This is a genomic window from Pseudomonas sp. G166, from assembly GCF_037027455.2.
In the GTDB taxonomy this organism is placed as follows: Bacteria; Pseudomonadota; Gammaproteobacteria; order Pseudomonadales; family Pseudomonadaceae; genus Aquipseudomonas.
Genome location: NZ_CP146985.1, coordinates 629225 through 649366, shown reverse-complemented (window position 1 = coordinate 649366; position 20142 = coordinate 629225). Strand labels below are relative to the sequence as shown.

Annotated in this window: 15 protein-coding genes and 2 tRNA genes; 4 read left to right on the top strand and 13 right to left on the bottom strand. The window is 60.7% G+C overall.

Features of this window, described 5'->3' with window-relative positions; translation table 11 throughout:
• Positions 1-112: 112 nt before the first annotated feature.
• The 10 genes from SGN16_RS02830 to rnr all read right to left on the bottom strand — a co-directional run bounded on the left by SGN16_RS02830 (position 113) and on the right by rnr (position 11496).
• A complete protein-coding gene (locus SGN16_RS02830; protein WP_210642601.1) occupies positions 113-574 on the bottom strand; it encodes a hypothetical protein in 462 nt (153 codons plus the stop codon).
• On the bottom strand, positions 571-1497 hold the full coding sequence (locus tag SGN16_RS02825; protein ID WP_335943833.1) for an NAD synthetase: 927 nt from the start codon (positions 1495-1497) through the stop codon (positions 571-573). The genes SGN16_RS02830 and SGN16_RS02825 overlap by 4 nt, the downstream gene beginning before the upstream one ends.
• Before the next feature lie 143 nt (positions 1498-1640).
• Positions 1641-3941 (bottom strand): YgiQ family radical SAM protein, encoded by a 2301-nt coding sequence (locus tag SGN16_RS02820; protein ID WP_176688725.1) that lies wholly within the window; start codon positions 3939-3941, stop codon positions 1641-1643.
• A 250-nt stretch (positions 3942-4191) separates the two neighbouring features.
• Complete coding sequence (gene dnaB / locus SGN16_RS02815; RefSeq protein ID WP_027911801.1) at positions 4192-5589, bottom strand: replicative DNA helicase; 1398 nt, start codon at positions 5587-5589, stop codon at positions 4192-4194.
• A gap of 122 nt (positions 5590-5711) precedes the next feature.
• A complete protein-coding gene (gene rplI / locus SGN16_RS02810; RefSeq protein ID WP_008157007.1) occupies positions 5712-6158 on the bottom strand; it encodes a 50S ribosomal protein L9 in 447 nt (148 codons plus the stop codon).
• Positions 6159-6176: 18 nt separating this feature from the next.
• Positions 6177-7070, bottom strand: a complete 894-nt coding sequence (locus SGN16_RS02805) for a hypothetical protein (protein WP_210642599.1) — start codon at positions 7068-7070, stop codon at positions 6177-6179.
• Positions 7071-7106: 36 nt separating this feature from the next.
• Positions 7107-7337: a 30S ribosomal protein S18 gene (gene rpsR / locus SGN16_RS02800; protein ID WP_002551829.1), complete on the bottom strand. Its 231-nt coding sequence runs from the start codon at positions 7335-7337 to the stop codon at positions 7107-7109.
• Positions 7338-7365: 28 nt separating this feature from the next.
• Entirely contained in the window at positions 7366-7794 is a 429-nt protein-coding gene (gene rpsF / locus SGN16_RS02795) for a 30S ribosomal protein S6 (protein WP_025211554.1), read from the bottom strand.
• A gap of 307 nt (positions 7795-8101) precedes the next feature.
• Positions 8102-8863, bottom strand: coding sequence for a 23S rRNA (guanosine(2251)-2'-O)-methyltransferase RlmB (rlmB, locus tag SGN16_RS02790; protein ID WP_335943832.1), 762 nt, complete (start codon positions 8861-8863; stop codon positions 8102-8104).
• The gene (rnr, locus tag SGN16_RS02785) at positions 8860-11496 is read right to left on the bottom strand and encodes a ribonuclease R (RefSeq protein WP_335943831.1); all 2637 of its coding nucleotides are present in this window, start codon (positions 11494-11496) and stop codon (positions 8860-8862) included. Before rnr ends, rlmB begins: the two co-directional genes overlap by 4 nt.
• A gap of 227 nt (positions 11497-11723) precedes the next feature.
• Between rnr and SGN16_RS02780 the strand changes: the two genes are divergently transcribed.
• From SGN16_RS02780 to SGN16_RS02765, 4 genes are all read left to right on the top strand, one after another.
• Positions 11724-11810, top strand: a tRNA-Leu gene (locus SGN16_RS02780).
• Between the two features lie 176 nt (positions 11811-11986).
• Positions 11987-12073, top strand: a tRNA-Leu gene (locus tag SGN16_RS02775).
• A 308-nt stretch (positions 12074-12381) separates the two neighbouring features.
• The gene (locus SGN16_RS02770; RefSeq protein WP_210642596.1) at positions 12382-13392 is read left to right on the top strand and encodes an extracellular solute-binding protein; all 1011 of its coding nucleotides are present in this window, start codon (positions 12382-12384) and stop codon (positions 13390-13392) included.
• Positions 13392-14957 carry an iron ABC transporter permease gene (locus SGN16_RS02765; RefSeq protein ID WP_335943830.1) on the top strand — a complete coding sequence of 522 codons (1566 nt, stop codon included), beginning with the start codon at positions 13392-13394 and terminating at the stop codon, positions 14955-14957. The genes SGN16_RS02770 and SGN16_RS02765 overlap by 1 nt, the downstream gene beginning before the upstream one ends.
• A 481-nt stretch (positions 14958-15438) precedes the next feature.
• On the opposite strand, the gene SGN16_RS02760 is transcribed toward SGN16_RS02765, so the two are convergent.
• From SGN16_RS02760 to SGN16_RS02750, 3 genes are all read right to left on the bottom strand, one after another.
• The gene (locus tag SGN16_RS02760; RefSeq protein ID WP_210642594.1) at positions 15439-17373 is read right to left on the bottom strand and encodes a methyl-accepting chemotaxis protein; all 1935 of its coding nucleotides are present in this window, start codon (positions 17371-17373) and stop codon (positions 15439-15441) included.
• A gap of 151 nt (positions 17374-17524) precedes the next feature.
• Entirely contained in the window at positions 17525-18817 is a 1293-nt protein-coding gene (locus SGN16_RS02755) for an adenylosuccinate synthase (RefSeq protein ID WP_003186407.1), read from the bottom strand.
• Positions 18818-18871: 54 nt separating this feature from the next.
• A complete protein-coding gene (locus tag SGN16_RS02750; RefSeq protein ID WP_210642593.1) occupies positions 18872-20059 on the bottom strand; it encodes an ATP phosphoribosyltransferase regulatory subunit in 1188 nt (395 codons plus the stop codon).
• Between the last annotated feature and the right edge of the window lie 83 nt (positions 20060-20142).

The window sequence follows — 20142 nt, the reverse complement described above, 5'->3', positions numbered from 1 at the left end:
GGCCGGACACTTTCTTGGTCTACTCAAGGCAGTAGAGCACTAAAAACGCGCGATGCTCGCATTCGGGTGCAAAGAGGCGCACATAAATGTGGCGCCGTGGTATCGAATCGACTCAGCGGCGTGTGCGTGCGGCCTTGGCAGCCTGGATGATGAGTTCGCGTTGGCGGCGGATTTCTACCAGTTTGCTGCGCATCTCGCGGTGGCGTTTGCTATTGAGCAACAACAACCCCAACAGCGGCAGCAGCACAGCGAAAAGGTAAACGCCTTGATGTGGCCGGTAGGCAAACATCGGCAACACCGCTACCAGACATGCCAGGAAATAACCCGCCACCCACCAGATCGCCCAAGTGCGCCCGCGCGCAATCATGAGGTTGCCCAAGACCAGCACGAGCACCAGAGCCAGGGTACCGAGGCCAACATAGTCAACCCTGACTGAAGGCTCCAGGTCACGCCAGTAGGTCGTCCCGGCCAGAACGAGCAACGTTGATCCTGAAAAGCACCCCAGTAGAATGGTGCCCATGAACACCGGAAAATACCGGGCAAGGAAGCTCTTCAGCGATCCGCCACCGATCATTCCGTGAATTCCTCATACAGGCCGACGGCAACAGTCTTCACCGCGCCATCGCCGGTATAACTGCCTATGACACCCAACGCACCGCCGAGGGAGTCCTTTATCTGGGTCAGCGTCGCGTGCCTGATTTCAGCTGAAGAATAACGCTTGGGCACGGCCCCGGCGCGTTGCTGCAACTTGAGTAGCTTGGCGGTCAGGCTCGGGTCCTTGAGCGTCAAAAGCTCCTTGGTCAGCTTGCTTCGCTCTTGCCGATTCAGGCCCTTGAGCAACTGATACCAACTCTTCCCAGTGCCGGCCGCTTTGTTGGCCTTGAGCAGCCGGACAGTGGTCAGGGCCGAGCCACCGACACCCACCAGGGAAACGCCGTCAAGGATCGGCGACACGATGTTGTACCAGTCAGCATCATTCATCTCATCGTTGCCAGTCGGATTGGTCAGCTCGTTGGCCACCCGCATCCCGCCAATGACGCATTGCGCGGTGCTGGCCGTCGCGGCAGCGGCGCCCAGGGCAACGACAAAGGCACTGGCCCCCGCCGTAAAGGGCACCGCAACGCTGCCACTGAACACCACCACCCAACCAATCACCGCAGCGACACAGGACAAGCCGGCATTGGTGGCTTCAAGGCCAAGCTTGGACTCGCGCGGACTGCTTTTTACCTGATCGATGAATTGCTGCGGGGCGATGTATTTTTTCGCCTCGCGCAGAATGATGCGCTTGGGCGCGATGCTGCAAATGGGCTTGAATTCGCGCAGGGTCACGACGTTGTAATCGGAATCGACATACACCACACCCGCCCCGGCGATGCCAGGATCGGCGTCGATGGCAGCAAACAGGCGCGGCAGGTTGATCTGGCTTTCGATGCGTTTGCGGGCCATGAACTGAGAGAAGCTCAGGTCCATGCCGATGCCCGTTGAAGCGCTGCTCATATGAATCGTCCTTGAGAATCGGAGGGTGAAATCTTTATCAGCACAGGAGCTGTGGCGGGCGCCACGATAACAAACGGCCAGCACCGTCGCTAGAAAGCAAAACGCCAGCACTCAGGCTGGCGTTTTACGTTGTCGCTCAAGGATCAGCGCGGCACGACAGGCTTGCGCGCTGGCTTCGGACCTTTGCCCTTGGCGGCGTCCTTGCGTTCCTTGGCGGCCTGCTGGTTGCGGGCGAATGCCGCGGCCTTGGCTTGCTCGCGCTTGTCCCACGGGTTGCCGCCATCGCTGGCGCGTGGTGGCAGGCCGGTGTGCTGGGTCAGGATCTTGGTGGTTTCCTTGCCCACCTTGTGGCTGCCAGCCGGCGTCGAGTTCTTGCGCCGGGCGCTCTGGTAGCTGTCGGTGGCCGGCTGGTGCAGCGGGATCAACTGATTCTTGCCCGGCCCGATCAGGTCGGCGCGGCCCATGCGGGTCAGTGCTTCGCGCAGCATCGGCCAGCCCTTGGGGTCGTGATAACGCAGGAAGGCCTTGTGCAGGCGGCGCTGTTCCTCGCTCTTGACGATGGTTACCGCGTCGCTCTTGTAGGTGACCTTGCGCAGCGGGTTCTTGCCCGAGTGATACATGGCGGTGGCCGTGGCCATCGGCGACGGATAGAACGCCTGCACCTGGTCAGCGCGGAAACCATTGCCCTTGAGCCACAGGGCCAGGTTCATCATGTCTTCGTCGGTGGTGCCCGGGTGAGCGGCGATGAAGTACGGAATCAGGTACTGCTCTTTCCCGGCTTCCTTGGTGTACTTCTCGAACATCCGCTTGAACTTGTCATAGCTGCCGATGCCCGGCTTCATCATCTGGTTGAGCGGACCTTCCTCGGTGTGCTCCGGGGCGATCTTCAGGTAACCGCCGACGTGGTGGGTCACCAGTTCCTTGACGTATTCCGGCGACTCGACCGCCAGGTCGTAACGCAGGCCGGAAGCAATCAGGATCTTCTTCACCCCAGGCAAGGCCCGGGCGCTGCGGTACAGCTGGATCAGCGAAGAATGGTCGGTATTGAGGTTCGGGCAGATGCCGGGGAACACGCAGGACGGCTTGCGGCACGCGGATTCGATTTCCGGGCTCTTGCAGGCGATGCGGTACATGTTCGCGGTAGGGCCGCCGAGGTCGGAAATGACGCCGGTGAACCCCGGGACCTTGTCGCGGATCTCTTCGATCTCGCGAATGATCGACTCTTCGGAGCGGTTCTGGATGATCCGGCCTTCGTGCTCGGTGATCGAGCAGAAGGTGCAACCGCCGAAGCAGCCACGCATGATATTCACCGAGAAACGGATCATCTCGTAGGCCGGGATCTTTTCCTTGCCGTAAGCCGGGTGCGGAACACGTGCGTAAGGCATGCCAAACACGTAGTCCATTTCCTCGGTGGTCATCGGAATGGGCGGCGGGTTGAACCAGACATCGACCTCGCCGTGCTTCTGCACCAGGGCACGGGCGTTGCCCGGGTTGGTTTCCAGGTGAAGTACCCGGTTGGCGTGGGCGTACAGCACCGCGTCGCCACGAACCTTTTCCACCGACGGCAGACGAATCACGGTTTTGTCGCGGGTCATTTTCGGGCTCGCCAGGATCTGTACGACCTTGGCTTCGCTCGGATCCTCAACCGGCCCCTTCTCCTGCTCGATGGCGCAAGCAGCGGTGTCCTGGGTGTTCACATACGGGTTGATGATCTTGTCGATCTTGCCCGGCCGGTCGATGCGCGTGGAATCGACTTCGTACCAGCCTTGCGGCGTGTCGCGACGGATGAACGCGGTGCCGCGCACATCGGTGATGTCTTCGATCTTGTGGCCGTAGGACAGGCGCTGGGCGACTTCGACGATCGCCCGCTCGGCGTTGCCGTAGAGCAGGATGTCGGCGCAGGCGTCGATCAGGATCGAGTTGCGCACCCGGTCCTGCCAGTAATCGTAATGGGCGATACGGCGCAGCGACGCTTCGATACCGCCAAGCACGATCGGCACATGCTTGTAGGCTTCCTTGCAGCGCTGGCTGTAGACCAGGCTCGCACGGTCCGGTCGCTTGCCCGCCAGGCCGCCGGGGGTGTAGGCGTCGTCGGAGCGAATTTTCTTGTCGGCGGTGTAGCGGTTGATCATCGAGTCCATGTTGCCGGCCGCGACACCGAAAAACAGGTTGGGCTCGCCGAGCTTCATGAAGTCGTCTTTGGACTGCCAGTTCGGCTGGGCAATGATCCCGACGCGAAAGCCCTGGGCTTCCAGCAACCGGCCGATGATCGCCATGCCGAACGACGGGTGATCGACGTAGGCATCACCGGTCACGATGATGATGTCGCACGAATCCCAGCCGAGCTGATCCATTTCCTCCCTGCTCATGGGCAGGAACGGCGCTGGGCCGAAACATTCGGCCCAGTACTTGGGATAGTCAAATAACGGCTTGGCTGCTTGCATGTCGATGACCGGTATGAAGATGAAAAATCGCGGGCGCGGAATATAGCACAAAATTTGACCAATTCCGACGGCTATGGTCGGAAATCGGTGGCGCACCGCACATCAAATGTGGGAGCGAGCTTGCTCGCGAAAGGGCCAGCACATTCAATGCATGTGCTAACTGTTACGCCGCTATCGCGAGCAAGCTCGCTCCCACAGGGGAAGTGCAACCTCCTGGAGAAGGGGCTCGCTCCCACAGGAGCCAAACAGGTTACTCATCATCATCAAAATTGTAGCTACCCGGCGCCAGGTTCTCGAATCGGGTGTATTTACCGATGAACGCCAGGCGAATGAAGCCGATCGGGCCGTTCCGCTGCTTACCGATGATGATTTCGGCGATGCCCTTGTGCTCCGTCTCCGGGTGATACACCTCGTCGCGGTACACGAACATGATGACGTCGGCGTCCTGCTCGATCGCTCCGGATTCCCGCAAGTCGGAGTTCACCGGGCGCTTGTTGGGGCGCTGTTCCAGGGAACGGTTCAACTGGGAAAGTGCCACCACCGGGCAGTTGAATTCCTTGGCCAGGGCCTTGAGGGAGCGGGAGATTTCAGAAATCTCGTTGGTCCGGTTATCGCCGCTGGAACCGGGGATCTGCATCAATTGCAGGTAGTCGATCATGATCAGCGCGATGTCACCGTGCTCTCGCACCAGACGACGGGTCCGGGCGCGCATTTCCGACGGACTGATACCGGCGGTGTCGTCGATGAACAGCTTGCGGTCGTTGAGCAGGTTGACCGCTGACGTCAGGCGCGGCCAGTCGTCGTCTTCCAATTGACCGGAACGGACCTTGGTCTGGTCGATACGCCCCAGGGACGAAAGCATACGCATGATCAGCGACTCGCCTGGCATCTCGAGGGAGTACACCAGCACCGCCTTGTCGCTGCGCAGCACGGCGTTTTCCACCAGGTTCATCGCAAAGGTGGTCTTACCCATGGACGGACGACCGGCGACGATGATCAAGTCGGACGGCTGCAGGCCGCTGGTCTTCTCGTCGAGGTCGGTGTAGCCAGTGGACAGGCCGGTGATGGCATTGTCAGTGTTGAACAAGGTATCGATGCGGTCGATGGCCTTGGTCAACAGGTCGTTGACGCTGACCGGGCCGCCGGTCTTCGGCCGGGCCTCGGCGATCTGGAAGATCTGCCGCTCGGCTTCGTCGAGGATCTCGGCGGCGGTGCGGCCTTCCGGATTGAAGGCGCTGTCGGCGATTTCGGTGCTGATGCCGATCAACTGGCGCAAGGTGGCCCGCTCGCGCACGATCTGCGCATAGGCCTTGATGTTGGCGACCGACGGCGTATTTTTTGCCAACTCACCCAGGTAACCGAGGCCGCCGACCTGGGACGTCTGGCCCTCCTTGTCCAATTGCTCGGCCAGGGTCACGACATCGATCGGCATGTTCTGATCGGCCAGCCTGGCGATCGCACGGAAAATCAGACGGTGGTCATGTCGATAGAAATCGCCATCGGAGACTTGATCGAGCACGCGTTCCCAGGCGTTGTTGTCCAGCATCAGGCCACCGAGCACGGCCTGTTCGGCCTCGATGGAATGCGGAGGCACCTTCAGGGCAGCGGTTTGCAGATCGTATTGCTCGGGAGCGGTGATTTCGTTCATGGCCACTTGGGTTCTGGTGGTGAGAATCAGGAATTGCAGAAAGACAAAGGGCACGACCTGTAAACAGGATCGTGCCCGATGTTACCGGCTAGCACCCGAGGGTGCCAGCCGACAGGTGTTGCTTAGGCTGCTACCACGACAACGCGTACGGTGGCTTCAACTTCGGCGTGCAGGTGCACGGCCACGTCGAATTCACCTACGTTGCGGATGGTGCCGTTCGGCAGACGAACTTCGCTCTTGGCAACTTCAACGCCGGAGGCGGTCAGTGCGTCAGCGATGTCGTGAGTACCGATCGAACCGAACAGTTTGCCTTCGTCGCCAGCGGTGGCAGTGATGGTCACTTCCAGCTCGGCCAGTTGGGCAGCACGGTTTTCAGCCGAAGTTTTACGGTCGGCAGCGGCTTTTTCCAGCTCAGCGCGACGCTCTTCGAACGCAGCCAGGTTGGCAGCGGTCGCAGCGGTGGCTTTGCCGTAAGGCAGCAGGTAGTTACGACCGTAGCCGGCCTTAACGTTTACTTTGTCACCCAGGTTGCCCAGGTTGGTGACTTTTTCCAGAAGGATCAGTTGCATGTGAAAATCCTCTAACTTTTAACCTTCACCGTTCGCGTTGTCGGCGTCTTTCGGCGCCATACGACCGCGAAAATCAATCAGGCTGTCGACGATGGCCAAGACCACCAGCAACGGATAGATCAGTTGCATGAACAGCAACAACGTGACGTACAACCCCACCAGCCAGAATCTGGCCAGTCGCTTTTGCGCCACCAGCCCGTGAATCAGGGCCAGTGCGGCAAATACCAGCGGTACGCTGCACAACGGCGTGAGCATGGCCATCTGTGGACCGAAGTTCGGCCCCAGAAGCATGCCCGCCAGCAGCAACATCGCCAGCCCAAGCGGGAATCGGATGGCGCGAAATTCACGACCAAAACCACCCGGGTTGTACAACAACGCCTGCCAGTAGCGCCCGATAATCAGGCTCAGCACACTGACGATTTGCAACAAGGCCGCAATCAGGCCGGTCAGGACCGGTGCAATCAGGGACGCGAAACGCGCCTGCTCCTCTACCGACATCTGCTGGTAGAGATCACCGAGGGCCTCGGGCAGGATTTTTATCAAAGCCTGCGAGAGCATCTCGATCTGGGGTTCGAAAGCCACCCCGAGCACCACTGAAAACACCACGCCCAACGCTATGCTGACCAGCAGCACGCGGTTCCAGGATTCGCTGGCGCGCAATACCAACGCCAGCGCCGAAGACCCCAGCAGCACCATGAGTGCCCGCGGGTCAGCGGAATACCACCACCAGAACAAAGCCGGCAGCAGTCCCAGAGCAAGAACGCCCAGGGCGTCCCTCAATCCGCGCCGCAGGAGCACAAGACTCACCGCGGCAGCACCCAACCAATACAACAACGGCAATGCCGCGCATCCAGCCACTACCAGAGTGGCCTGCATACGACCGCGCATGATGAACTCAGCTATGGCGCGCATGCATTCAATCCTTTGCTACGTGTCGACTGCCCGGTCTCAGCGGCCGTGGCTGTCGGTGTAGGCCAGCAGGGCCAGGAAGCGGGCGCGCTTGATAGCGGTGGCCAGCTGACGCTGATAACGAGCTTTGGTACCGGTGATACGGCTTGGAACGATTTTGCCGGTCTCGGATACGTAGGCTTTCAGAGTGTTGAGATCTTTGTAATCGATCTCTTTCACGTCTTCAGCGGTGAAGCGGCAGAATTTACGACGACGGAAGAAACGTGCCATGTGATTGGCTCCTTAAAAGGTCCGTGGATTACTCGTCAGCGTTATCGCTGTTGTCGCTGTCGCTATCGCTGTCATCGCCTTCGGCGCTGTCAGAGTGCTCAGGACGGTCGCGACGCTCACGGCGCTCACTGCGGTTTTCTTCAGCCTTGAGCATCTCGGATTGGCCGGTGACGGCTTCTTCGCGACGGATGACCAGGTTACGGATCACTGCATCGTTGTAGCGGAAGTTGTCTTCCAGCTCGGCCAGGGCCTTGCCAGTGCACTCAACGTTCAGCATCACGTAGTGAGCCTTGTGAACATTGTTGATTGCGTAGGCCAGTTGACGACGGCCCCAATCTTCCAGACGGTGGATTTTGCCGCCGTCTTCTTCGATCAGCTTGGTGTAACGCTCAACCATGCCGCCGACTTGCTCGCTTTGATCCGGGTGGACCAAAAAGATGATTTCGTAATGACGCATGAATGCTCCTTACGGGTTGTAGCCTGCCGCTCAAAAACGGTCAGACAAGGAGTGAATGACACTTATGGACTTGTGGACGCTAGACACATAAGTGCCTGCCATCACAGCAAGGGGCGCAATTGTAGAGAAGGGTCGAGGGAGGCGCAAGGTGATTGGTGATTATTTGAACAACCGCCAATCTATGCTCCCCACACAAAACATTGTGGGAGCGAGCTTGGTCGCGATAGTGGTGTGCCAGTCAACATTTCTGTCACTGATACGCCGTCATCGCGAGCAAGCTCGCTCCCACATGGGTACTGTGCGTGGCTCAAGGCCTTTTGGCAGCAACCTTCACGCTACGCTGGCGCAACGCCTCGAACAGGCACACGCCGGTCGCGACCGAGACGTTGAGACTGCTGACGCTGCCAGCCATCGGCAGCTTGACCAGGTAGTCGCAATGCTCGCGGGTCAAGCGGCGCATACCTTTGCCTTCGGCGCCCATGATCAGGATCGTCGGGCCGGTCAGGTCCTGGTCATAGATGCTGACCTCGGCCTCGCCCGCCGTGCCCACGACCCACAGGCCGCGCTGCTGGAGTTTTTCCAGGGTGCGCGCCAAGTTGGTCACCGCCACCAGCGGAATCACCTCCGCCGCGCCGCAGGCAACTTTACGCACCACCGGCGTCAAGGTTGCCGACTTGTCTTTAGGCACGATCACCGCCAACGCACCGGCCGCATCCGCCGAACGCAGGCAGGCGCCGAGGTTGTGCGGATCGGTCACACCATCGAGCACCAACAACAAAGGCGCGCCTTCGGTGCGATCGAGCAGTTCGTCGAGCATTGCCTCGCCCCAGACCTGGCTCGGGCTGACCTCGGCCACAACGCCCTGGTGCACGCCCTCAACCCAGGCGTCCATCTCCCGCCGTTCGGCCTGGCCCACCGCAACGCGGCTTTCGTTGGCCAGCTCGACCAAGGTCTGGACCCGCGGATCGCTACGGCCTTCGGCCAGCCAGATCTGCTTGACCCGCTTGGGATGATGACGCAGCAATGCTTCCACGGCATGCACGCCGTAGATTTTTTCCAACTGACTCATGACTTGGCCTTGGGTTTACGCGCCCCGCCGCTTTTGGCTGGGGCCGAGCCCGCTTTCGGCGGGCCTTTACGGTGTTTGCTTGGCTTGCTCGACGACTTTTCCGCCCCGTGGGACTTTCCCCCAGACGCCGCTTTACCACCGCTTTTGGCTTCGTTGAGCAACTGCTGCTTTAACTCGCGGCTCTTGCGAAGCTCGGCATTCTTCGCTGCTGCGTCGCTGGGGCGGTAGGCTTCGGGAGCCTTGTCCTTGACGGACGAACGACGACCGGCCTTGGCTGGCTCAGGCTCTGCGGTTTTGGCAGGCGCGCCTTTACCTTTCCCCTTGGTCGCAGGCGCTGCGGTCTCGCCGCCACGCTTTTTACGGCCAGTCGGCGCTTCGGCGGGCTTGTCAGACATCCCGAAGTCGATCTTGCGCTCATCGAGGTCGACGCGCATGACCTGCACCTCCACGGTGTCGCCCAGACGGAAGCTGCGACCGGTGCGCTCGCCCGCCAGGCGGTGGTGCACAGGATCAAAGTGGTAATAATCACCCGGCAAGGCGGTAACGTGCACCAGGCCCTCGACGTAGATGTCGGTCAGTTCGACAAACAAACCAAAGCCGGTCACCGCTGTGATCACGCCTGGGAACGACTCGCCCACGCGGTCTTTCATGAACTCGCACTTGAGCCAGTTCACCACGTCACGCGTGGCTTCGTCGGCGCGGCGTTCGCTCATGGAGCATTGCTCGCCCAACTGCTCAAGGGCCGCTTCGTCGTACGGATAGATCCGTGCCTTCGGAATGGTCATGGCACCAGCACGCTTGACGTGCGGGGTGTTCTGCTTGGAATGGATCACGCTGCGGATCGCGCGGTGCGTGAGCAGGTCCGGATAACGGCGGATCGGCGAGGTGAAGTGGGTGTACGCCTCGTAATTCAGACCAAAGTGGCCCTGGTTGTCGGCGCTGTACACCGCCTGGCTCAGAGAGCGCAGCATCACCGTCTGGATCACATGGTAATCCGGGCGGTCCTTGATGCTGGCCAGCAATGCCTGGTAGTCCTTCGGCGTCGGGCCGTCCTTGCCTTTGTGCAGGGACAGGCCGAGCTCACCGAGGAAAGCGCGCAGTTTTTCCAGGCGCTCCGGCGGCGGGCCGTCGTGCACGCGGTACAACGCAGGAATCTCGTGCTTCTTGAGGAATTGCGCAGTGGCCACGTTGGCCGCCAGCATGCACTCTTCGATCAGCTTGTGCGCATCGTTACGGGTCGTCGGGGTGATTGCGGCGATCTTGCGCTCGGAACCGAAGACAATCCGGGTTTCCTGGGTCTCAAAATCGATCGCGCCACGCACGTGACGAGCACCCAGCAGCACCTTGTACAGCGAGTACAGCTGCTTGAGGTGCGGCACCACGCCAGCGTATTCGGTACGCAGCGCCTTGGCTTCACTGGTCTTCGGCGTTTCCAGGATGGTGCTGACCTTGTTGTAGGTCAGACGCGCCTGGGAGTGGATCACCGCTTCGTAGAACTGGTAGTCGGTCATTTCGCCGGTTTTGGAGATGGTCATCTCGCACACCATGGCCAAACGGTCGACTTTCGGGTTCAGCGAACACAAGCCGTTGGACAACTGCTCAGGCAGCATCGGGATCACGCGCTCAGGGAAATACACGGAGTTGCCGCGCACCTGGGCTTCGTTATCCAGTGCCGAACCGATCTTCACGTAGCTGGACACGTCGGCAATCGCGACGAACAGCTTCCAGCCGCCGGAGAACAGGCGCAGCTTGCCGGGCTTGGCTTCGCAGTAGACCGCATCGTCGAAGTCACGGGCATCTTCGCCGTCGATGGTGACGAACGGTAGATGGCGCAGGTCGATGCGTTTTTCTTTATCTTTCTCTTCAACTTCCGGCTTGAGCTTGGCGGCTTCCTTGAGCACAGCCTCGGGCCAGACATGAGGAATGTCGTAGGTGCGCAGCGCAACGTCGATTTCCATGCCCGGCGCCATGTAGTTGCCGACCACTTCAACGATATCGCCCTGTGGCTGGAAGCGCGCAGTTGGCCAGTGGGTGATTTTCACCTCGACGAACTGACCAACCTTGGCCGCGCCATTACGACCCGGGGTAATCAGCACTTCCTGCTGAACCTTCGGGTTATCCGGCACAACAAAACCGATGCCGCCCTCTTCGAAGTAACGGCCGACAATGCTTTCGTGGGCACGGGACACCACTTCGACGATCACGCCTTCACGACGACCACGGCGGTCCAGGCCGGACACGCGGGCCAAGGCCCGGTCACCGTCGAACACCAGGCGCATCTGCGCCGGGCTCATGAACAGGTCATCGCTGCCGTCGTCCGGGATCAGGAAGCCGAAGCCATCGCGGTGACCGGCGATGCGACCCAGGATCAGGTCGAGCTTGTCCACTGGGGCATAGGTGCCGCGCCGGGTGTAGATCAGTTGTGCGTCGCGCTCCATGGCGCGCAGACGGCGGCGCAGGGCTTCGAGTTGGTCTTCGGTGGTCAGACCGAACTCTTCGACCAACTGCTCGCGGCTAGCAGGCGAACCCCGATCGGCGAGATGCGCCAGGATCAGTTCGCGACTAGGAATAGGGTTTTCATATTTTTCCGCTTCACGAGCGGCCTCGGGATCGAGGGACTGCCAATCGGCCATTAGAGAGTTTTCACCTTGTCTATATGCGGGTTAGTTTGGCATAGGCTTAATGAAACGGGAAATTTCAAGCATTCAATGCCTTTTCCAGAGCCTTTAGAACCACCCTTTGACGCTTGGAAAAGCACCACTGGTGAAATTTAGCGGTTTTTTTGCCGCGAGGGGTTTACAGTTAAAAACACGCTCCGTATAGTGCGCGCCATCGACGACGCACACACGTTGCCGATACTGCCCAGATGGTGAAATTGGTAGACACGCCAGCTTCAGGTGCTGGTGACCGCAAGGTCGTGGAAGTTCGAGTCTTCTTCTGGGCACCAATTTCAAGCAGCAGATCAACGGTCTGCAAGCTTCACAAAAACCCGCGAAAGCGGGTTTTTGCATTTCCGGCCCCTGCAATTTCGTTTAGCAATTACTAAAACAAAAACAGGGGTTTACAGATCAAAACGCGCTCCGTATAGTGCGCGACATCAACAGCGGCAACGCTGAAGATGCTGCCCAGATGGTGAAATTGGTAGACACGCCAGCTTCAGGTGCTGGTGACCGCAAGGTCGTGGAAGTTCGAGTCTTCTTCTGGGCACCAATTCAAGCTTCAAGGTTACGACCTTGAACCTCACAGAAACCCGCGAAAGCGGGTTTTTGCGTTTCTGCCATCTGAAAACTGCAAACACACCTTTGTGATGGGGGGCTGACTCCCACTGGAGGGCAAAGCCCTCCCCAGCAATTAACCAGGCAAACCACCACCTCAAGGCCTGGGTTCCTTCGCAACCCAGCGGGAGCAAGCTCCCTCACCACGAAGCCGGCTCAATTCCTCAGCAAGCCGTACATGAGAAACAATATCGTTTATCATTGTTACAAGTTTTTGCTACACGACAGTGAGGAACCCCGCGAATGATGTTTCGAACCACCCTGCGCCGCGCCCTGACCTGCACCCTGCTCGGCCTGACACTCGCAACGCCCCTCACCCACGCCGCCGACAAGGTGGAACTGACCCTCTACAACGGCCAACACAAGGAAGTCGGCGACGAACTGGCCAAAGCCTTCGAAGCCAAGACCGGCATTCACGTCAACGTGCGCAAGGGCAGCAGCAATCAGCTCGCCAGCCAGGTGGTCGAAGAAGGCGACCGCTCCCCGGCCGATGTGATCTACACCGAAGAATCGCCGCCCTTGAACAAACTCGGCGAACAAGGCCTGCTGGCCAAAATCGACGACACCACCCTGAACGTGCTGCCCAAAGACTACGTCGCTGGCAACGGCACCTGGATGGGCGTCACCGCCCGCGTCCGCGTAGTGGCCTATAACCCCAAGCTGATCGACGAAAAAGACCTGCCGAAAACCGTCCTCGATTTTGCCCAACCACAATGGCAAGGCAAGGTTGGCTTTGTACCGACCAGCGGCGCATTCCAGGAACAAGCCGTTGCCATTATCAAACTGCATGGAATGGAAGCCGCCGAAGAATGGCTGACCGGCCTGCGCGCCTTCGGTAAGGTTTACAGCAACAACATGGTTGCCCTCAAGGCAGTGGAAAACGGCGAAGTAGCCAGCGTCCTGGTCAACAACTACTACTGGTTTGCCCTGCAGCGGGAGAAAGGCCAGCTCGACTCCAAACTGCACTACTTCACTGGCGGCGATGCCGGCGGCCTGGTGACCGTGTCCAGCGCAGCTGCGCTGAAATCCAGCAAACACCCGCAGCAAGCCCAGCAATTGCTCGCCTACATGGCCAGCGAAGAAGGCCAACGGGTGATTACCCAGACGTCCGCCGAGTATCCGCTGCATAAAGGCATGGCCTCGGATCGCGGCCTCAAACCCTTCAGCGAGCTGGAGCCGCCGAAAGTCACCCCGGCCGACCTCGGCAACGCCGAAGAAGCGCTGGAGCTGGAACGTGAAGTCGGCCTGAATTGATGACCCCATCGCTGAGCGCCCCACATCCGGCCGGGAGCTACGCACCCCGGCGCAAGCGCCCGCCAGTCGGCGTGCTGCTGCCGGTGCTGTTGTTGGTGTTCCTGAGCGCATTGCCGCTGCTGTACGTCCTCGTGAAGGCTTGGCAAGCCGGCTGGGCCGAGGCCTTGCACTTGCTGTGGCGACCCTATGTATTCGGCCTGTTGCGCAACACCTTGGCGTTGATGGTCGGCGTTACGCTGGCCTGCGGGATCATCGGCTTGTCCCTGGCCTGGTTGCTGGAGCGCAGCAATCTGCCAGGGCGGCGGCTATGGGGCGTCATCCTCTGCCTGCCGTTCGCGGTGCCGGCATTTGTCAGTAGCTTCACCTGGGTGTCCCTCAGCGCTCAGTTCGAGGGGCTGGGTGGCGCGATCCTGGTAATGACCCTGTCCAAGTACCCGCTGATATTTCTTCCGGTGGCGGCAACGTTGCGCAACCTGGACCCCTCCCTCGAAGAGTCCGCCCGCACCCTGGGGCAAAATCGCTGGGGGGTATTCTTTCGTGTCACCTTGCCACTGCTCTGGCCCTCGCTGCTGGCCGGCTCACTGCTGATTGCGTTGCACATGCTGGTGGAATTCGGTGCGCTGTCGATCATCGGCCTGCAAACCTTCACCACGGCGATTTATCAGCAATTCGAGCTGGAGTTCAGTAACGCCAATGCCGCCATGCTCTCGGCGGTGTTGCTAGCGCTGTGCCTGATGCTGCTGTGGCTGGAACTGCGGGTACGCGGCAAGGGTCGCCATGTGCGTACCGGCCAAGGCGCGGCGCGCCAGGCCGAACAAGTGCGACTGGGGCCCTGGGCGCTGCTCGGGCAGGTGTATTGCCTGGTATTGACGATCATCGGCAGCGGCATCCCCCTGGGGATGCTGGCGTATTGGCTGGCGGTGGGCACGTCCGCCGCATTCCCGATCGGCGAGATCAGCGAGGCACTGTTGTCATCACTGGCGCTTTCACTCGGCGGCGCCGCGCTCTGCCTGGTGCTGGCGGTACCGGTCGGCCTGCTGGTGGTGCGTCACAAGGGGCGCTTGGCGCTGTGGGCCGAACGCCTGCCGTACTTGCTCCATGCACTGCCAGGGCTGGTGATCGCCCTGAGCCTGGTCTATTTCGCGCTGCACTACGTACCTGCGCTGTATCAGACTTCGGCCCTGCTGCTGATTGCCTACGCGCTGCTGTTCCTGCCACTGGCCCAGGCACCGGTGCGTACCGCCCTGAACAAGGCCGCGCCGCAACTGGAAGAGGCCGCACGCACCCTGGGGGCTTCATCGTTCAGCGCTTTTTGCCGGGTGACCCTGCCGATCATCTTCCCCGCACTGGGCGCCGCGTTCGCGCTGGTGTTCCTGGATGCGATGAAGGAGCTGACGGCCACGCTGCTGCTGAGCCCCACCGGCCTGAATACTTTGGCGACAGCGGTCTGGGCTCATACGTCGAATGTGGAATTCGCGGCAGCGGCGCCTTATGCGGCGCTGTTGATTGTGGTGTCGGGGTTGCCGGTCTATTTGCTGACGACGCGGATGTATCTGAGTCGCTGAAATCGCTATCGCGAGCAGGCTCGCTCCCACAATGGGATCGGGGTACACCCCGGGAGAGATAGGTGTCGGCTGTAAGGCCGCCTTCGCGAGCAAGCCCGCTCCCACAATGGGATCGGGATACACCCGGGAGAGACAGGTCGGCTGTCAGGCCGCCTCGCGACGGACGTTGATCTCGGGCGCCCGTTAACCACGATGGCCGAACGCAGGCATTGCGCAGTGGGCATCCCGGCATGGATGCCGGGATAGCCGCGCTGGGCCATGAATGGCCCTTCGCGGCGGGCCCACGGAGCAATGCCTTCGTTCGGGCACACCGAGCCTAGGCGAGGTGCCGAGTGGTGGGGCAAAAGCGTTTTGCTTACTTTTGACTGGGCCGGCTTCCGGGCTTTTCAAAAGTGAGCCGCCGTAAGGGCGGAACCCTAAGTAGCCGTTACCGCAGTAATGGATATGTACCCAGCCAACAAAATCCCGGCCAGCCCAGCGACTACGCCCTGAACTGCCCCAAACTCGCCTTCAACTGCGCCGCCAACCCATCCAGCACCTTACCGCTGGCCGTAGTCTCGACCACAGCCTGGGCCGCTTTCTCGGCCTGGGCGTGAATGGTTTCCACCCGCCCGCGCACCGCTTGTGCACCCTGGGCCTGATGAGCCGCCGCCTGAGTCGCCAGGCCAATGGCCGCATGCACCTGCTCCACGGACGCCTGCACCGACTGCTGCAAGCGTGCGCTGTCACGCAACACTACCAAGCCCTCGTTGGCCTGGCGCCCAGCCTGGCCGATAGCAGCCACCGCCTCCCGGGCGCCTTGCTGCAAGGCCACGATATGCGCCTGGATATCGCCCGTCGAACTCTGGGTCTTGCTTGCCAACGCCCGCACCTCGTCCGCCACCACCGCAAACCCGCGCCCGGTCTCCCCAGCCCGCGCCGCTTCGATGGCCGCGTTCAAGGCCAACAGGTTGGTCTGCTCGGCAATACCGTGAATCACGGTCAGTACCACTTCGATCTGCTCACTCTGCTGGGCCAGCCGCTCGATGACTTTTGCCCCAGTGTCGACCTGTCCGGCCAATGCTTCGATCAAACCGCCGACTTTGGCCGAGGTACGGGTGTTTTCGTCGGTGGCCTTACGAATTTCCACCACTTGCTGCAAGGCCGCCTGCATCGCCTGGCTTTCCGACTGCGCTTCATCAGCCATTTGCGACAGCGCCCGCAGGCTCTCGGCCACTTCATCACGCTGCATGCCAGCCGCCGCATCGGCACCGGAGTTACGCAAGGTCATCGCACCTATTTCCAGGCCAGTGCGCTGGGCTACGTCACCCGCCTCCCGCACGATTGGTTGCAACTTATCCACAAAGCGATTGACCGCCGAGGCCATGTCGCCAATTTCATCCTTGCTGCTGATCTGCACTCGCTTGGTCAAATCACCTTCGCCCGCCGCCAGGTCGTTCATCGCAGCTATCAGCAACTTCAAGCGATTGACCACCCGACGTCCCAGCACCACAGCCAGCAGCGCCAGCACGCCAAAGCCCACCAGGGCCAAGCCCATGCCGATGCGCCAGCGCAAGGTGCCAGCCGCTTCCTGCACGGTACTGGCGGTGTTGGCCTGCATTTTCGTGGCGGTGGCCTGGGCCGACTCCAGGCGACCACGCATGGCGGTGGCACTGTCGGCCGCCGCCCCCTTGAGACTGTCGCCAACCAACTGGTCGCTGCTGGCGATCAAGGCCGAGAAGCGCTGATCCAGCGCCTTCAGGTCGGTTTCAACGGAAGCCGTGGAAACCCCCATCAGTACTTTGCCGATCTCCACGCCGTTGGGGTTGATCGAGGCTTCGAGGTAATACACCGACGGATCGTTCTTCGCCGCATCCAATACCTTGTCCAACGCCCGCTCGCCCTTGCCTTTTTCCAGCAGAGCCTTGTTGACCGGGTTTTCCCGGTTCAGGTAGCGGGTCAGGTGCTCACCGTTAGCGTCGTCATAGATGACGAATAGCACATTGGGATTGCGCTGGGCCCGACGGGCGAATTCGGAGAGCGTGGGCACGTCGTTGTCCCACATGGCACGAGGGGCGACGGAAGCCAGGAGTTGCGCCATATCATTGGCGGAATCCTTGAGCGCTTTCTCGAGGGTCGTACGCAACTGTGCCTGCTCGTCCTTTAGCCGCGTCGATAATCCGACGGTGAGGCGCTGCCGAGTGCTGGCAGACAAACTGTCCAGGCTGGAGGTAACCTCCCGCCCGGCCTGCTCCAGTTCGCCAGACAATTTCTGACTATCATCCCCCAGCCGGGCCCCTAGTTCGGCCTCCAGCGCGGTGACCGTGCTTCGAGTCAGCGCGACGGCCACCAGCACCTGCACCAAAAGGGCGATACCCAGGGTAACGAACACGGGCCGCAACAGACGGCTTTGTAACAGTGAGAGAACGGCCGACACAGGGGAATCCCTCTACTAAACGCCATTAAATTGATGGCACTTCAAAGAAGCACTTATTGTTAACGATGCGTAGCAAAGGTCGTGCCGTCCGGCCGGCAGAAACGACAAAGGCCCCAAACGAGGGGCCTTTGTGTTTTACATCAACGACTTATCAGGCAAACGGGTGACGCAGAACGATGGTTTCGTTGCGATCTGGCCCCGTCGAAATAATGTCGATCGGCGCACCGACCAACTCTTCAACGCGCTTGATGTAGTTGCGGGCCGCCACTGGCAGCTCTTCCAGGGTCTTGGCGCCCACGGTCGATTCGGTCCAGCCAGGCATCTGCTCGTACACCGGCTCCAGGCCGATGTAGCTGTCCGCGTCGGTCGGTGCGTCGATGACGGCGCCGTCCTGGTTCTTGTAGCCCACGCAGATATTGATGGTTTCCAGGCCGTCCAACACGTCCAGCTTGGTCAGGCACAGGCCCGAGATGCTGTTGACGTCGATGGCACGACGCAGGATGACGGCATCGAACCAACCACAACGACGGGCACGACCGGTGGTAGCACCGAACTCGTGACCGCGCTTGGCCAGGAAGGCACCCACGTCGTCGAACAGCTCAGTCGGGAACGGGCCCGAACCGACGCGGGTGGTGTAGGCCTTGGTGATACCCAGGATGTAATCCAGGTACATCGGACCAAACCCCGAACCCGTGGCGATACCGCCGGCGGTGGTGTTGGAGCTGGTAACGTACGGATAGGTACCGTGGTCGATGTCCAGCAACGAACCCTGGGCACCTTCGAACATGATGTCCTTGCCGGCGCGACGCAGCTCGTGTAGCTCGGCAGTGACGTCGAGCATCATCGGCTTGAGCAGCTCGGCATACTCCATGCACTCGTCCAGGGTTTTCTGGAAGTCGATGGCCGGCTCTTTGTAATAATTGACCAGGACAAAGTTGTGGTAGTCCAGCAACTCACCCAGCTTGGCGGCGAAACGCTCGCGATGGAACAAGTCGCCGATGCGCAGGCCACGACGAGCCACTTTGTCTTCGTAGGCCGGGCCGATGCCACGACCGGTGGTGCCGATCTTCAGCTCGCCACGGGCCTTTTCACGGGCCTGGTCCAGCGCAACGTGGTAGGACAGGATCAGCGGGCAGGACGGGCTGATACGCAGGCGCTCGCGCACCGGTACGCCTTTCTCTTCCAGCTTGATGATTTCCCGCAGCAAGGCGTCGGGAGCCACCACCACACCGTTGCCGATCAGGCACTGCACGCCTTCGCGCAGCACGCCCGACGGAATCAGGTGCAGAACGGTCTTTTCACCGTCGATCACCAAGGTGTGACCTGCGTTGTGGCCACCCTGGTAGCGCACTACGGCGGCAGCATGTTCGGTCAGCAGATCAACGATCTTGCCTTTGCCCTCATCACCCCACTGGGTGCCCAGGACTACGACATTCTTACCCATAACACTTGTCCTCATTCGCGCAAACTTGGTGCCGGCCGCAGCCGGCAGGAAAACTCAAGAAGCCAGCGGCAATACTTGCCAAAGCCCGTTCTGCTGAATCAATTGCCGGTCGCAGTCCGCTTCACGGGCGGCGGCCAAAGGTTGCCCAGGCAAAGCCTGGACGACGCGCTGACCCTCACTGCGCAACTGGCAGACCGTCTGCCAGAGTGCCGCATCCGTACTGTCAGGCATCCAGATACCGCCAGACGGTAGCTCGATTTCAGCACGCCCCAGGGTCACCAGGGTTTTCAAATCGGTAGAGAAGCCAGTCGCCGGACGGGCCCGACCGAAGTCGGCGCCGATATCGTCATAACGACCGCCCTGGGCAATGGACTGGCCTACGCCCGGTACGAACACCGCAAACACGACGCCGGTGTGGTAGTGATAACCGCGCAACTCGCCCAGGTCGAAATACAGCGGCAGCTCGGGGAAACGCACCGACAGGCGCTCGGCAATCGCCAGCAAATCATCCAGCGCCGCCAATACTGGCGCTGGCGCATGGGCCAGGCGTTCGCGGGCCGCCGCCAATACTTCACGACCACCGCACAGGTCCACCAACGCCCGCAGCATGCCCGACAGATCGGCCGGCAAGCCTTCGGTCAGGCTGATGACTTCGTCGATAGCCTTGCGTTGCAGGGCATCGAACAACTGTTGCTCCACTTCCCCGGACAGACCGGCCGCACGGGCCAGGCCGCGATAGATGCCGACATGACCCAGGTCCATGTGGACATCCGGTACGTCAGCCAGTTGCAACATGGCCAACATCAGGCTGATGACTTCCACGTCGCTGCTGGGACTGGCGTCGCCATACAGCTCGGCACCCAATTGGATCGGGCTGCGCGAAGACGACAAGGCGCGCGGTTGGGCATGCAGCACACTGCCGGCGTAACACAGGCGGCTCGGGCCTTCACGGCGCAGGGTGTGGGCGTCGATGCGCGCCACTTGTGGCGTGATGTCGGCACGAAAGCCCATCTGCCGGCCCGACTGCGGATCGATAACCTTGAAGGTGCGCAAATCCAGGTCCTGGCCCGCGCCGGTCAGCAGCGATTCCAGGTACTCGATATGCGGGGTGACGACGAACTCGTAACCCCAGCTCTGGAACAGATCCAACACCTGGCGACGCGCTACTTCGATACGCGCAGCTTCCGGTGGCAGTACTTCTTCGATGCCATCTGGCAGCAGCCAGCGGTCTACCGTTGCCATTACGCCATTCCCCTATGGTCCGGGCGGCCAGCTTTCGGGCTGGCCTTGAGTGAAGCAGAAAATACCTGTGCCGTACGCAAAAC